Origin of the sequence: Cellulomonas jepli (assembly GCF_047229345.1) — a bacterium.
In the GTDB taxonomy this organism is placed as follows: Bacteria; Actinomycetota; Actinomycetes; order Actinomycetales; family Cellulomonadaceae; genus Cellulomonas_A.
Map to the genome: position 1 here is coordinate 30,870 of NZ_JBFTER010000031.1, position 14,072 is coordinate 44,941.

Below are 14,072 nucleotides of genomic sequence, written 5' to 3' on the forward strand. Positions count from 1 at the left end.
CCGCCGCGCTCCACCCGTGGCGGCGGCGGCGGACCGGACGAGACCACCGTGCACCGTGGCGGTGCCCCCGCCGCTGCGGTGCACGGTGCTCGCCCCGGGCCCGCGCGCCCGAGCCCCCGAGCGACACCCGCACCGCGTCGTCCTGCCGGAAGGTCAGCCCGTGAGCCAGCCCACCCCCGTCGTCGAGATGCGTGGCATCTCCATCGAGTTCCCCGGCGTCAAGGCGCTCCAGGAGGTCGACTTCACGCTCCGCCCCGGCGAGGTGCACGCCCTCATGGGCGAGAACGGCGCCGGCAAGTCGACGCTGATCAAGGCCCTCACGGGTGTCTACGCGATCGACTCCGGCAGCATCGTCGTCGACGGCGCGCCCCACACGTTCGCCGGCCCCGCCGCGGCCCAGGCCGCGGGGATCAGCACGGTGTACCAGGAGGTCAACCTCTGCACGAACCTCACGGTCGCGGAGAACGTCATGCTCGGCCACGAGCCCCGGCGGCTCGGCGCGATCGACTGGCGCGCCACGCGCCGCGCCGCCGCCGAGCACCTGGCGCGGCTCGACCTCACGATCGACCCGTCGTCGCTGCTGTCGACGCACTCCATCGCGGTCCAGCAGCTCGTCGCGATCTCGCGCGCGATGGTCGTCGACGCGAAGGTCCTCATCCTCGACGAGCCCACGTCGAGCCTCGACGCCGACGAGGTCCGCCAGCTCTTCGCGGTCATGCGCACGCTGCGCGCCCGCGGCGTCGCGATCCTGTTCGTCAGCCACTTCCTCGAGCAGGTCTACGAGATCAGCGACCGCATGACGATCCTGCGCAACGGCCGGCTCGTCGGGGAGTACGCGACCGCCGAGCTGCCGCGCCTCGAGCTCGTGTCGAAGATGATCGGCACGTCGATGCAGGTCCTCGAGCAGCTCGAGGAGGCCCCGAAGCGCTCGGTGGCCGCGCGCGCCGACACCACGCCGTACCTGCAGGCGATCGGCCTGGGCCGGAGGGGCTCCATCGAGCCGTTCGACCTCGACGTCTACGCGGGCGAGGTCGTCGGGCTCGCGGGCCTGCTCGGCTCGGGCCGCACCGAGCTCGCGCGGCTGCTCGCGGGCGCCGACCGCGCGGACACCGGGCAGCTCGTCGTCGAGCGGGTCCCGACGCGCCTGCGCACGCCGCGCACGGCGCTCGGCCACAAGATCGCGTTCTCCTCGGAGGACCGCAAGGGCGAGGGCGTCATCGGCGACCTGACCGTCCGGGAGAACATCATGCTCGGGCTCCAGGCCGAGCGCGGGTGGGCCCGGCGGATCTCCGCGAAGCGGGCCGACGAGGTCGTCACGACGTACGTCGAGGCGCTCGGCATCCGCCCCGCCGACCCCGACGCGCTGCTGCGCAACCTCTCGGGCGGCAACCAGCAGAAGGTGCTGCTCGCCCGCTGGTTGGCGACGGCCCCGCGCCTCCTCGTGCTCGACGAGCCGACGCGCGGGATCGACGTCGGCGCGAAGGCGGAGATCCAGCGGCTCGTCGCCGAGCTCGCCGCGGACGGCATGGCGGTCGTGTTCATCTCGGCCGAGCTCGAGGAGGTCCTGCGCCTGAGCCACCGCATCGCGGTGCTGCGGGACCGCGTGAAGATCGCCGAGGTCACCGGCGACGAGGTCGAGCTCGACCAGGTCGTCGAGCTCATCGCCAGCGGAGGACGGTCATGAAGGACGCACTGACGACGTTCACGCGCAGCCGGATCTTCTGGCCGGTCGCGGCGCTGGTCGCGCTGCTTGTCGCGAACACCCTGAAGACCAGCAGCTTCCTGAGCGTGCGGGTCCAGGACGGTCACCTGTTCGGTGCCCTCGTCGACATCGCGCGCAACAGCTCGCCGCTGCTCCTCGTCGCGCTCGGCATGACGCTCGTGATCGCCACGCGCGGGATCGACCTCTCGGTCGGTGCGGTCGTCGCGATCTCCGGGGCGGTCGCGTGCTCGTTCATCGCGTCGTTGCCCGACCCGGCGAGCCCGGTCACGGTGCTCACGGCGGTCGGGATCGCGATCGCGCTGTCGCTCGTGCTCGGGGTGTGGAACGGGTTCCTCGTGTCCGTGGTCGGGATCCAGCCGATCATCGCGACGCTCGTGCTGATGACCGCGGGCCGCGGCATCGCGATGCTCATCACGGGCGGCCAGATCACGACCGTGAACTCCCCGCCGTTCAAGGCGATCGGCTCGGGCTTCTGGTTCGGCCTGCCGGTCGCGGTGTGGGTCGCCGGCATCGTGTTCGTCGCGGTCGCCGTGCTGACGCGCCGCACGGCCCTGGGGATGCTGCTCGAGTCGGTCGGCATCAACCCGGCTGCCTCGCGCCTCGCGGGCGTGCACGCGCGGACCCTGATCTGGACGGCCTACGCGCTCGCCGCGACGTTCGCCGGCATCGCGGGCCTCATGATCAGCTCGAACGTGATGGCGGCCGACGCGAACAACGCCGGCCTGTTCATCGAGCTCGACGCGATCCTCGCGGTCGTCATCGGCGGCACGTCGCTCGCGGGCGGCAAGTTCTCGCTCTCGGGCACCCTCGTCGGGGTCCTGGTGATCGTCACCCTCACGCTGACCGTGACGATCCTCGGCGTCCCGCCGTCGGTCACGCCGCTGTTCAAGGCCGTCGTCGTCATCGCGGTGTGCCTCCTGCAGTCCCCGGTCGTCCGAGCCAAGCTCGCCGCGCGCCGACGCCCCGCCGTCGTCGCGCCCGTCCCCGCGAAGGTCGGTGCCTGATGATCACCCACGAGATCGAGAGCACGCCGAGCCCCACGGGCGGCACGCAGCCGCGCGCCGGCGGCGGTGTGCGCGAGGCCGTGACCCGCGTCGCCTCGGCGCTGCACCTCGACCGCCGCTACATCCCGGTGATCGGCACGCTCGTCGTGCTGCTCGGCATGTTCGCGCTCGGGGCGAGCCGCTACGAGAACTTCCTCTCGGGCCGCGTCATCTCGAACCTGCTGATCAACAACTCCTACCTCGTGGTGCTCGCGGTCGGCATGACGTTCGTGATCCTCGCGGGCGGCATCGACCTGTCGGTCGGGGCGGTCGTCGCGCTCTCCGGCATCACCGCGGCGTCGCTGTTCCAGAGCGGCTGGCCCGCGCCCGTCGTGATCCCGCTCGTGATCCTCATCGGCTCGGTGCTCGGGCTCGTCGTGGGCGTCATGGTCCACGTGTTCGAGATACAGCCGTTCATCGCGACGCTGGCTGCGATGTTCCTGGCCCGCGGGCTCGCGTACGTCGTGAGCCTGTCGTCGATCCCGATCACCGACGAGACGATCGTGTGGCTCTCGAGCACGCGCATCCCGATCGGGGAGACCTGGTCGCTCACGCCGAGCGGCATCATCGCGCTGCTGGTCGTGGCCGTCGCGTTCGTCGTCCTGCACTACACGCGGTTCGGCCGCACGGTCTACGCGATCGGCGGCGGCGAGCAGTCGGCGGTGCTCATGGGGCTGCCGGTCGCGCGGACCAAGGTGCTGATCTACGTCATCAGCGGGACCTGCGCGGGGATCGCCGGGTTCCTGTTCACGGTCTTCTCGCGCTCGGGCTACTCGCTCACGGGAGTCGGGATGGAGCTCGACGCGATCGCCGCGGTCGTCATCGGCGGCACGCTGCTCACGGGCGGCAGCGGGTTCGTGCTCGGCTCGGTGCTGGGGGTGCTGGTGCTGGGCCTGATCCAGACGATCATCACGTTCGAGGGCACGCTCAGCTCGTGGTGGACGCGCATCGTCATCGGCGCGCTGCTGCTGGCGTTCGTCGTCATCCAGCGGCTCCTGCTGGTGCGCCGCCGGGTGTAGCGGGTCGGAAGGTCTCGCGGGGGGAGGGGCCTCCTTCTCGCGCGCGTTCTACAACGTTGTAGAGAAGGAGAATCCCATGACAGCTCCGTCAGCACGCCTGCGCCTCCCGGCGCGGGTCGCGGCCCTCGGGCTCGTCGGGACGCTCGGGCTCGTCGCCCTGCCGTCCGCGACGGGCGTGGCGTCCGCCGCCCCGCCACCCGGCACCGTCCCCGAGGGCGCCTGGGTCGAGGAGTTCGACGCGGCCACGCTCGGCGACGACTGGTCGGTGGTCAACGAGACGCCCGCCAACCTGTCCCTCACCGCGAACCCCGGCAACCTCACGCTCACGTCGCTCGCCGGGGACACCTGGCAGACCACGAACACCGCGCGCAACGTCGTGCTCGTGGACGTCCCCGTCGGGGACTTCACCGCCGTCACGCAGGTCACCGCGCCCGCCACCGCGGACTTCCAGGGCGCCGGGATGATCGCGTGGCGCGACATGGACAACTACGTCCGCGCCGGCCTCGCGCACGTCTCGTTCGCCGAGGGCGGCCCCGTCGTGATCGAGAACGGGGTCGAGACCGCCGCCACGTACGGCTCGACGTTCACCGCCCGGCCGGGCTCGTCCTCGGAGGTGCTCCGGCTCCAGCGCACGGGCGACACGATCACCACGAGCTACTGGGCCGACGGCGCCTGGGCGACCGCGGCCGAGGTCGCCGTCGGCTTCGACGTCACGCAGGTCGGCGTCTACGCGCTCGCGTCGCAGGCCGGGATCGCGCACGAGGCGGTGTTCGACTGGTTCGCGCTCGACGCCGCCGAGGGGCAGCCGTTCGTGCCGACGGGCGACGTGACCCTGCACGGCCCGGGCGACGAGCTGCGTCACCTGACGGTCGCGACCGACGACGACGCACGCGCACTCGAGCTCGGCGCCACGCGACCGGACTCGACGGTCGCGCTGACCGTGACCCCCGTCGAGGGCGGCGCGGAGGGTGCGGTGCACCTCGCGGCGGGCGACCGTCCCGTCGTCGTGGCCGACGAGGCGCTCGTGCTCGGGGACGCGGGCGAGGACCCCGCGGACGTGCGGTTCGTCGACGCCGGCGGCTCGCGCCTCGTGCTCGAGGTGCTGGGCGCGGACGGCGGCTTCGCCCGTGTCGCGGACGGCGGCGCGCTCGTCGTCGGCCCGCGGGACGAGGCGGTGCGGCTCACGCTCGAGGGCGTCCGTGCCGAGCACGCGACCATCACGGTCGACGCGTCCGGCCCGACCGTCGACATGAGCGACGACCTGTACGGGATCTTCTACGAGGACATCAACCGCGCGGCCGACGGCGGGCTCTACGCCGAGCTCGTGCAGAACCGCTCGTTCGAGTACTCGACCGCGGACAACGCGTCCTACACCCCGCTCACGTCCTGGGAGGAGGTCGAGCGCGGCGGCGCCACGGGCAGCATCGAGGCGGTCGACGACGCCGAGCGCCTCAACGAGAACAACCGCACCTACCTGCGGCTCGACCTCGACGAGGCGGGCGCGGGTGCCGGTGCAGGGGTCGGCATCCGCAACCTCGGGTACAACACGGGCGTCTACGTCGAGGAGGGCAAGACGTACCGCTTCTCGGCGTTCGTGCGCCGCACCGCCGACCACGACCGCCCGCTGACCGTGCGTGTCGAGTCGGCGGACGGCACCGAGGTCCTGGGCGAGACCACCGTGACCGCGGCGAGCGACGAGTGGACGAAGGTCACCGGCGAGATCGCAGCGACCGGCACCTCGACGTCGGGCCGCCTCGTCGTGCTCGCCGACGGCACCGGGACCGTGCGCCTCGACATGGTGTCGCTGTTCCCGACCGACACCTACCAGGGCCGCGAGAACGGCCTCCGCAAGGACCTCGCGCTGCTGATCGAGGAGATGGACCCGCAGTTCGTGCGCTTCCCCGGCGGCTGCGTCACGAACGTCGGCACGTTCGACCCCTACGAGGCGCCGGGCTACGACCGGAAGCGCACGTATCGCTGGAAGGAGACGATCGGCCCGCTCGAGGAGCGCCCGACCAACTACAACTTCTGGGGCTACAACCAGTCGTACGGCCTCGGCTACCTCGAGTACTTCCTCTTCGCCGAGGACCTCGGCGCCGAGCCGCTGCCCGTCGTCTCGGTCGGCGTCAACGGCTGCGGCGGTCCCGCCCCGCTGACCGACCCCGAGAAGCTCCAGGAGTGGATCGACGACACGCTCGACCTCGTCGAGTTCGCCAACGGCGACGTCACGACCGAGTGGGGCGCCGTCCGCGCGTCGCTCGGCCACCCCGAGCCGTTCGGGCTCGAGTACATCGGGCTGGGCAACGAGGAGGTCCAGCGCGAGTTCCTGACGAACTACCCGCAGTTCCACGAGGCCATCCGCGCCGCGTACCCGGACATCAAGATCATCTCGAACTCGGGTCAGACGTCCGCGGGCGCCTGGTTCGACGAGCTCTGGGACTTCGCGCGCGACCAGGGCGCCGACCTCGTCGACGAGCACTACTACAACTCCCCGGACTGGTTCCTCGCGAACACGCACCGCTACGACGACTACGACCGCACCGGTCCGAAGGTCTTCATCGGCGAGTACGCCTCGCGCGGCAACACGTTCGGCAACGCGCTCGCCGAGGCCGCCTTCATGACGGGCATCGAGCGCAACTCCGACGTCATCGAGCTCGCCTCCTACGCGCCGCTGCTCGCCAACCAGGACTACGTCCAGTGGGCTCCGGACGCGATCTGGTTCGACAACTCGCGCGCGTACGGCTCCGCGAACTACTACGTGCAGAAGCTCTTCGCCACCAACCAGGGTGACGAGGTGCTCGCGAGCACGCTGACCGGAGCCGGCGGCGAGGCCGCGCCGGACGTCACCGGCGGCGTCGGACTGTCCACGTGGCGCACCCAGGCCGCGTACGACGACGTCCGGGTCACCGCGAACGACACGGGCGAGGTGCTCCTCGCGGAGGACTTCGCGGACGGCACGGCCGACGGCTGGACCGCCACGAGCGGGCAGTGGGCCGTGACCGACGGGGAGTACGTGCAGTCCGACGGCGGCGTCGAGGACGCCCGCACGACCGGCCCGGCGGCCGGCTGGAGCGACTACACCTACGAGGTCGACGCCCGGAAGATCTCCGGCACCGAGGGATTCCTCGTGATGTTCGGCGTCCAGGACACCGGGAACTACTACTGGTGGAACCTCGGCGGGTGGAACAACACCCGCTCGGCGATCCAGCAGGCGACGGGCGGCGGCGCGACCGAGGTCACCGGGAGCACCACGACGATCGAGACCGGGCGCACCTACCGGGTCAAGATCGAGGTCTCCGGGCGCACCGTCAAGGCGTACCTCGACGGCGAGCTGATCACCGAGTTCACCGACACCACGAGCGACGAGGACGTCCACCAGGTCGTCACGCGTGACCGCGAGACCGGCGACACGATCGTCAAGCTCGTGAACTCCTCCGCCGAGACGATCCGCACGGACGTCACCGTCGAGGGCGCGCCGGTCGCGGAGACCGGGACGATCACCGAGCTCACGGCCGAGTCGCTCACCGCGACCAACACCATGGCGGACCCGGAGAACGTCGTGCCGGTCACGCGCACGTCCGAGCGGCTCGGCAACGCGTTCACGTACGACGCGCCCGCGCACTCGGTCACGGTGATCCGGCTCGCGCCGGGCGGCGCGAAGGCCCCGTCGACCACGGCGGTCCAGCTCGCTCCGGCGAAGGTCAAGGCCGGCAAGGAGTCGAAGGCCACGGTCACCGTCCGCGCGCAGGACGGCCCCAGCTCGACGACCCGGCCCGACGGCACGGTGACGCTGCTCGTGGGTGAGCGGGTCGTCGGCGAGGCGACCCTCGACCAGGGCCGCGCCTGGTTCACGCTGCCGGCCGACCTCGCGCCGGGGACGCACACCGTGACGGCCCGCTACGGCGGGACGGCGACCGTCGCGCCCTCGGAGGGCACGGCGACGCTCACGGTCGAGGCGAAGCCGAAGCCGCGCGGCTGAGCGTCGCCGCCGGCGCCGCGGTGACGCACCGGGCCCCGGGTCGATCCACGACCCGGGGCGCGGGCGTGCGTGCCCGGACGGTCAGCACCTCAGTCCCACCAGAAGTACCAGGACGACGAGGCCACCTGGCCCTGCGCGAGCACCGTGAGCGACCCGACGCCCTGGTCGACGACGTCGGGGCAGTACGCGTAGTGCTCGCGAGCGACGGCGAGCGCCTCGTCCGGCGTGGTCGGCGGGCGGGCGACGAGGAGCTCGAGCACCTGGTCGTCGCTCAGGCTCACGAGCTCGGCACCGAAGCGCTCGTGCCAGTCACGCAGCGTCACCACGTGCTCGACGACGTCCAGGTCGACGTTGCACCCCCCGATCCAGCCGAGCACCGCGGGCACCTGCCAGCCGTGCTCGGCGGGCACGAGCGCGACGAGCCCGTCGGTCTCGGCGACCGTGAACCGCGCCGGCTCCGGCTCGAGCCGCCGGGGCGGGGCGTCGTCCGCCTCCTCCGCCTCGTCGGCGTCCTCGTCGTCGTACGGTTCCGTCCGCGCGGCCCGCGCCGAGGCGACGTCCGCCGTGGTGGCGCCGGCCGCCCGGTCGAGCTCGAGCGCGTCGTCGTAGCCCGCGTGGTCCCAGAACGCGCTCGCCACGTCGCCGACGTCCGGCCCTAGCAGCACCGGCCACAGCCCGGTCGTGGCGTGCTGCGCACGCAGCTCGTGCCACCACGGGAGCAGCTGGTCGGCGGGGGCGCGGAACCCGCGGACCTCCCGACCGGAGCGCGTGGTCCCGAGCACCTCGAGCGGGGGACGCTCGCGCTGGCCGCCCGGTGCGTCAACACCGGGCTGCGCCGTGGGCGCGACCTGCACGCCGGTGTCGGGGCCGGCGCTCGCGCGCTCCCCGGAGGACCTCTGCTTCCACCACGACATGCGCCCGATCCCACCACGGCCCGCCCACGCGCCGCGTGCGCCACCCGGAGGACGCGAGGTCCGGCCGCCGCGTCCCGCCGCTGCGGCGAGCGGGTGAACTGTCGGGTATCCGGGGCTTCGACCGTTGCGTCCGATACACCCGTGACGGAACATGAACACCGGCGGCACCGGAACGCGGCAGGGCTCGACGGCGGGCCCCGGACGGGTCGTCTCAGGGGGGAAATCAGTGAACAAGCGTGGATCAGTCATGTCCGTCTCCGTCGCCGCGTGCGCGGCCGCGGTGCTGGTCACGGGTATGGCGGCGCCCGCGTCGGCCTACTCCAAGGGCCGCACCACGCAGCTCGGGGTCGCGGAGTGCGCGACCGACATCAACGAGCGCGGCACGATCGTGCTCCGGACGTCGCTCTACCGCAACGGCCGCACCGAGCCGCTGCCCGGGGGCCTCACGTCCGCCTCGCTCATCAACAACCGCGGCCAGGTCGTCGGCGCGGTCGACGGGCAGACGGCGGTCTGGAACGGCACCGAGACGGTCCTGCTGACTCCCGTGGATTCCGAGGACACGTACGTGTTCGTCACCGCGATCAACGAGCGCGGCGACGTCGTCGGCACCTCCTCGCAGCTGGGTGGGACGTCCCGCGCCTTCCTCCGCACCCGCGAAGGCGTCGTGACGGTGCTGTCCGAGCCGGGCGTGACAGCCGGGGCCAACGGGCTCAACGACCGTGGCCAGGTCGTCGGCTACGTGTTCGAGGACGGCGTCCAGGTCGCGGTGCGCTGGAACCGCGACGGCAGCATGACCCGCCTCGCGCCGATCGCGGCGGGTGCCGGTGCGCTCGCGGACGACATCAACGACAACGGCCAGGTCGTGGGGTACTCCTACGACGCGTCGGACAGCGGGCGCATGCACGCGGTGCGCTGGACGCGCCCGGACCGCGTCGAGTCGCTCGACCCGGTGGGCACGGCCATCGCCGGCGCGGTCGACGTGAACAAGTACGGCCGCGTCGTCGGCTCGCTCGCGCTCGACGGGTCGACGCAGCAGGGCTTCGTGCGCGACAGCGCCGGCCCGACGCGGGTCGTCCCGCTGAGCCAGCCGGGGCGCGTGGAGGTGCTGACCGCCGTCAACGACTACGGGCAGGCCGTCGGCTGCTCCTACGGCGACGTCGACGAGAGCGCGCTCCTCTGGCGCTCCTGACCGTCGTCCAGGACCTCCCGGACGAGCAGCGCCCCCGGACCTCGACCGAGGTCCGGGGGCGCTGCTGCGCGCGGTGGGTCAGGGCCGGGACGCGAAGCGCTCGAGCAGCTCGGCGTGGCCCGAGACGATGATGAGGTCGTTCGCGGAGATGCGCGTGGCCGGCTCGGCGTACACGAACTCGACGCCCGGGCTCTTGACCCCGATGACCGTGACGCCGTAGCGCTCGCGGATCTTCGACTGCGCGATCGTGAACCCCTGGGTCTCCCGCGGCGGGCGCATCTTGACGACGGTGAACCCGTCCTCGACCTCGATGTAGTCGAGCAGCTTGCCGGAGACGAGGTGCGCGACGCGCGAGCCGGCGTCGGCCTCGGGGAGCACGACGTGGTGCGCCCCGATGCGCTGCAGGATGCGCGCGTGCTCGGCGCTGATCGCCTTCGCCCAGATCTGCGGCGTGCCGAGGTCGACGAGGTTGCCGGTGATGAGCACCGACGCCTCGAGGTAGGACCCGACCCCGACGACCGCGACGGGGAAGTCGCGGGCGCCGAGCTGCTCGAGCGCCTCGGGGTTGGTGCAGTCGGCCTCGACGAGCGGGACGCGGCCCGCCCACTGCGCGACGAGCTGCGGGTCGCGCTCGACGGCGAGCACGTCCTGCCCGAGGCGCTCGAGGGTCGCGGCGATCGCGGACCCGAACCGGCCGAGGCCGATCACGAGCACGCCCGCGTCGCGCTTGGGCTCCTTGCTGCCGGGGGCGGAGCGGGTCCCGGGCTGCGGTGCGTCAACCAATGATCGGCCTCTCTTCCGGGTACCGGATGACCCGACGACGGCTCCGCAGCGCGAGGGCTGCGGCGAGCGTCATCGTGCCGGTCCGGCCGATGAACATGAGTGCGACGAGCACGTACTTGCCGGCGTCGGGCAGGTCCGGGGTGATGCCGGTGCTCAGGCCCACGGTCGCGAACGCCGAGATGACCTCGAAGAGGACCTTGTCGAGGGTGAGCTGGGTGATCCCGAGGAGCAGGAGGCTCGCGACGAGGACGATCGTCGCCGAGACGAGCGAGACCGCGATCGCGACCTGGAGCGCCTCGCGCGGGATGCGCCGGCCGTACGCCTCGACGTCCCGGTCGCCGCGGCCCTCGGCGACGATGGCGAGCAGCATGACCGCGAGCGTCGTGACCTTGATGCCGCCCGCGGTCGAGGCCGAGCCGCCGCCCACGAACATGAGCGCGTCGTTGATGAGCCACGTGCCCTCGTGCATCTCGCCGACGTCGACGGTCGAGAACCCGCCCGAGCGCGGCATGACCCCCGCGAACAGCGACGCCAGGATGGTGCCCGGCCAGTCGAGCGGCGCGAAGGTCCCCTCGTTGCGCCACTCGAACGCGGCGACGAGCACCGAGCCGACGACGACGAGGGCCGCGCTCGTGGTGAGCGTCAGCTTCGAGTGCAGGTTCCACGTGCTGGGGCGGCGCCACCGGCTGCCGATGTTCAGCAGCACGGGGAAGCCGAGCGAGCCGATGAAGACGCCGACGATGATGGGCAGCAGGACCCACCAGTCGGAGACGAACGGCTCGAGGCCCTCCGCGGTGGGGATGAAGCCGGCGTTGTTGAAGGCCGAGATCGCGTAGAACACGCCGTACCAGACCGCGTCCCCGATGCTCTCGCCGAGCATGAGGAACCGGGGGACCAGGATGGCGGCGATCGCGCCCTCGAGCACGAGCGACGTGACGATGACGGTCCGGAGCAGCGAGCCGACCTCGCCCAGGCGGGTGGTCTTCGTCTCGGAGGTCACGAGCAGGCGCTGGGTGAGCCCGATCCGGCGGGAGACCGCGAGGCCGAGGATCGACGCGAGCGTCATGACGCCGAGGGCGCCGATCTGGATGCCGACGAGGATCGTGACGAGCCCGGCGGTCGACCAGTAGGTGCCGGTCGGGACGACGACGAGCCCGGTCACGCACACGGCCGAGGTCGCGGTGAACAGCGCGTCGACGAATGACGCGCGCTCACCGGAGGCGGTGGCCCAGGGCGCCGAGAGCAGGCCCGCGAAGACCGCGACGACGGAGGCGAAGACGCCGATCGCGAGGCGCGCGGGGGACTGGCGGGCCAGCCGGTCGACCATCTCGCGACCGGACCAGAACGCTGCCGGGAGGCCCCGAGCCATCCCACCTCCTGCACGTGCGGCGCGACCTCGCGGTCTCTGGCGCGCGCCGGGACCTCTGACGGGCACCACTCTGGCACGCCCCGCGGCGATTGCCGCGCCCGACGACGTCCGCCGGCCGGGTGCGCGGAGTCACATCACCCGATGACTTGGTTGAACGTTCAAGATAACCGGTGCGCCTGCCGATGAGAGGAGCAACCCCACGGAGGGGGGAAGGACGGCCACGGACGGTGATCATGGACGAGCAGGGCGGCGTGAGCGTCGTCGACCACCCGGTCGATGCGACGAGGACGCGGACGCGGGGCGCGCACGTGCTCCACCCCGCGCCCCGGGTCGCCCGCCGCCGCGCCACCTCCGTCGACGCGAACCCCGCGCCCCACGCCGACGCCCACCCCGAGCCCGCGCTGGACGCCCGCACCGTCGCGCCGGCAGGTGGTCCGCTCCACGGCCCCGACGCCTCCGCCGACCGGCCCGACGACACGGCTGCCACACCCGCGGACGTCCCGTGGCTCCAGCGCGTCATCGGCCTCGTCGTGCTCACGATCGCCCTGTCCGCCGCCGCGCTCCTCTGGGTCACGGTCGGGGCCGGGGTCCCGCTCGAGGACCACCGCCCCGCGGAGACGACGCTGCTCGGCTTCTGGCACGTGCTCTACGCCACGGAGATGCCGACCGTGCGTGTGCTCGTGGCCGCCGTCGCCTTCGCGGTGCTCGTCGCCGCCGGCGTGGCGCTGCTCGAGCGGCGGATCGCGAACCGCTCGCGCCGCTCCGCCGACGTCCGCACAGACCCCCTCGCCCCGAAGCTCGTCATGGCGCGCACGCGCGGCGTCTGGGCCGGCCCCGTCACGGTCACCGTGCTGATCCCGGCCCACAACGAGGAGGCGTCGCTGCCCGCGACGATCGCCTCGCTCCTCACGCAGTCGCACCGCCCGGAGCGGATCGTCGTCGTCGCCGACAACTGCACCGACGGCACGGTCGAGGTCGCGCGCCGCGCGGGCGTCGAGGTGCTCGAGTCGGTCGGCAACACCCAGAAGAAGGCCGGGGCGCTCAACCAGGCGCTCCGCCAGGTGCTGCCCGGCCAGGGCGACAACGACGTCGTCATGATCATGGACGCCGACACGAGCCTCGACGACGGGTTCCTCGAGGTCGCCGTCGCACGCCTGACGAGCGACCGCGCGCTGCTCGCGGTCGGCGGGCTGTTCTACGGGCACGAGGGCTCCGGGATGCTGGGGCAGCTCCAGCGCAACGAGTACATCCGGTACGGCCGGGAGATGCGCCGGCGGCGCGGGCGCGTGCTCGTGCTGACGGGGACGGCGTCGCTGTTCCGTCCGCTCGCGCTGCGCACGGTCGCGGAGAGCCGCGGCGGCGCGCTCCCCGGCCGGCGCGGCGACGTCTACGACACCGCGGCGCTCACCGAGGACAACGAGCTCACGCTCGCGCTCAAGTCGCTCGGCGCGCTGATGATCTCGCCCGAGCAGTGCACCGTCGTCACGGAGGTCATGCCCACGTGGCGCACGCTGTGGGCGCAGCGGCTGCGCTGGCAGCGCGGGGCGCTGGAGAACCTCGGCGCGTACGGGACAACGCCGAAGACCTTCCGGTACTGGGCCCAGCAGCTTGGCATCGGCTACGGCGTCATCGCGCTGTTCTGCTACTTCGCGCTCATGGCGCTCATGCTGCTCTCGAGCGACGGCTGGATCTGGTTCCCGTTCTGGATGGGGCTCGGCGTGCTGTTCACCGTCGAGCGTGTCGTGACGGTCTGGAAGGGCGGGTGGCGGGCGCGGCTGCTCGCGGTCCTCATGGTCCCCGAGCTCCTGTTCGACGCGTTCCTCGACCTCGTGTACGTCAAGGGCGTCCTCGACATCTCGCTCGGGCGGGAGGCGGGCTGGAAGCACGTCCAGCACGCCGCCCCGGCGCCGGCCGGCGCGCTCGTGCCCGGCCCGCGCCCGCGCGCGCCCGCCTCCCCCCCGCCCCCCCCCGCGGTGGGCTTCTCCCGCCCCCCCGCGCCCGACGCCCCCGACGCCCCCGACGCGACCGTCATCGCCGGACCGACCCGGCCCGC

General features: G+C 72.6%; 9 protein-coding genes. 6 read left to right on the forward strand and 3 right to left on the reverse strand.

Annotation, left to right across the window (positions count from 1 at the left end; genetic code table 11):
• Positions 1 to 187 precede the first annotated feature (187 nt).
• From AB6N24_RS09565 to AB6N24_RS09580, 4 genes are all read left to right on the forward strand, one after another.
• Positions 188 to 1,684 carry a sugar ABC transporter ATP-binding protein gene (locus tag AB6N24_RS09565; RefSeq protein WP_412869176.1) on the forward strand — a complete coding sequence of 499 codons (1,497 nt, stop codon included), beginning with the start codon at positions 188 to 190 and terminating at the stop codon, positions 1,682 to 1,684.
• The gene (locus AB6N24_RS09570) at positions 1,681 to 2,727 is read left to right on the forward strand and encodes an ABC transporter permease (protein WP_412869168.1); all 1,047 of its coding nucleotides are present in this window, start codon (positions 1,681 to 1,683) and stop codon (positions 2,725 to 2,727) included. Before AB6N24_RS09565 ends, AB6N24_RS09570 begins: the two co-directional genes overlap by 4 nt.
• Positions 2,727 to 3,785, forward strand: coding sequence for a galactofuranose ABC transporter, permease protein YjfF (gene yjfF, locus AB6N24_RS09575; protein WP_412869169.1), 1,059 nt, complete (start codon positions 2,727 to 2,729; stop codon positions 3,783 to 3,785). The genes AB6N24_RS09570 and yjfF overlap by 1 nt, the downstream gene beginning before the upstream one ends.
• Before the next feature lie 76 nt (positions 3,786 to 3,861).
• Positions 3,862 to 7,764: an alpha-L-arabinofuranosidase C-terminal domain-containing protein gene (locus AB6N24_RS09580; protein WP_412869170.1), complete on the forward strand. Its 3,903-nt coding sequence runs from the start codon at positions 3,862 to 3,864 to the stop codon at positions 7,762 to 7,764.
• A gap of 89 nt (positions 7,765 to 7,853) precedes the next feature.
• Here the strand turns inward: AB6N24_RS09580 and AB6N24_RS09585 are convergent, their stop codons facing one another.
• The gene (locus AB6N24_RS09585; RefSeq protein WP_412869171.1) at positions 7,854 to 8,678 is read right to left on the reverse strand and encodes a DUF4253 domain-containing protein; all 825 of its coding nucleotides are present in this window, start codon (positions 8,676 to 8,678) and stop codon (positions 7,854 to 7,856) included.
• 247 nt (positions 8,679 to 8,925) lie between these two features.
• On the opposite strand from AB6N24_RS09585, the gene AB6N24_RS09590 reads away from it, so the two are divergent.
• The gene (locus AB6N24_RS09590) at positions 8,926 to 9,867 is read left to right on the forward strand and encodes a hypothetical protein (RefSeq protein WP_412869172.1); all 942 of its coding nucleotides are present in this window, start codon (positions 8,926 to 8,928) and stop codon (positions 9,865 to 9,867) included.
• A gap of 78 nt (positions 9,868 to 9,945) precedes the next feature.
• On the opposite strand, the gene AB6N24_RS09595 is transcribed toward AB6N24_RS09590, so the two are convergent.
• Both AB6N24_RS09595 and AB6N24_RS09600 read right to left on the reverse strand, forming a co-directional pair.
• Entirely contained in the window at positions 9,946 to 10,650 is a 705-nt protein-coding gene (locus tag AB6N24_RS09595) for a potassium channel family protein (protein ID WP_412869173.1), read from the reverse strand.
• Positions 10,643 to 12,019: a TrkH family potassium uptake protein gene (locus AB6N24_RS09600; RefSeq protein WP_412869174.1), complete on the reverse strand. Its 1,377-nt coding sequence runs from the start codon at positions 12,017 to 12,019 to the stop codon at positions 10,643 to 10,645. The genes AB6N24_RS09595 and AB6N24_RS09600 overlap by 8 nt, the downstream gene beginning before the upstream one ends.
• A 233-nt stretch (positions 12,020 to 12,252) precedes the next feature.
• On the opposite strand from AB6N24_RS09600, the gene AB6N24_RS09605 reads away from it, so the two are divergent.
• Positions 12,253 to 14,072: glycosyltransferase (locus AB6N24_RS09605; RefSeq protein ID WP_412869175.1), on the forward strand; the 1,820-nt coding region annotated here is incomplete at its 3' end.